General features: G+C 67.4%; 1 protein-coding gene. It reads right to left on the bottom strand.

Annotation, left to right across the window (positions count from 1 at the left end; translation table 11 throughout):
* Positions 1-19 precede the first annotated feature (19 nt).
* Positions 20-951, bottom strand: a protein-coding gene (locus IE142_RS34800; RefSeq protein ID WP_370466448.1) for an IS5 family transposase whose coding sequence is annotated in 2 segments (ribosomal slippage) — positions 20-579 and positions 579-951 — 933 coding nt in all. Because the reading frame shifts where the segments join, the coding sequence is not laid out codon by codon here.
* Positions 952-1,007 lie beyond the last annotated feature (56 nt).

Here is a 1,007-nt window from a genome sequence, read left to right on the forward strand (position 1 = left end):
CTAGGACTTGTCCGGTCGATCAAGTTCGCAGCCAGATGACCAGGGCTGCTGCCATGGCGGTGCCGAGGAAGACGTACCCGCGCTTGTCGTAACGGGTGGCGACTGCCCGGAACTGCTTCAGGCGATTGATCGCCCGTTCGACGGTGTTGCGCTTCTTGTAGCGGTCTTCGTCGAAGCCGGGAGGTCGTCCGCCGCGCGAGCCCTTTCGCAGGCGGGCGGCCTGGCTGTCGGTCTTCTCCGGGATCGTGTGGCGAATGCCCCGTCGTCGCAGGTACTCGCGGCAGGGTCCGTTGCTGTAAGCCTTGTCGGCCGCCAGACTGTCGGGCTTCTTGCGCGGCCTGCCCGAACCGGTCCTGGGGATGCGAATCTTCTCCAGGACCGGCTTGAACTGAGCGCAGTCCGCCCGCTGTCCACCCGTCAGGACCAGGGACATCGGGCGGCAGCGGCCGTCCGCGCTCAGGTGGAGCTTGCTGGTGAACCCGCCCCGCGAGCGCCCCAAGCCCTCACTTCCAGCACCACCTCCACCAGGCGGGCGACCAGGCTCTGCCACGGCGTTTCGTCCTGGTGTTCCACTTCTTCGGCCCCCTTTGTCGCGGGTGCCGGCGGCGGCTCGGTCCGAGCGCCGGCAGCGTGCTGATGAGCGCGCACGATGGTGGAATCAACCGCGATGTCCCAGTCGATCTCACCTGCCGCGTCGGCCGCGGCCTGGACTTGCTGGAGCAGGCGCTCCCACGTTCCGTCGGCCGACCACAGTCGGTGGCGTTCATAGACGGTCTTCCACGGCCCGAACCGTTCGGGCAGGTCACGCCACTGAACTCCGGTCCGCACCCGGTGCAGGATCCCGTCGATCACCTGCCGGTGGTCCCGCCACCTGCCACAACGCCTGTTGCTGACCGGCAAGAACGGCCGAAGCCGTTCCCACTCCGCATCTGTCAGATCACCCCGCCCCATGTCCACATCAACGACCCGGGCGCGGAGCAGTCACATGATCCGCCGGACAAGTCCTA

This window comes from Streptomyces mutabilis (assembly GCF_014649815.1).
Taxonomy (GTDB): Bacteria; Actinomycetota; Actinomycetes; order Streptomycetales; family Streptomycetaceae; genus Streptomyces; species Streptomyces mutabilis.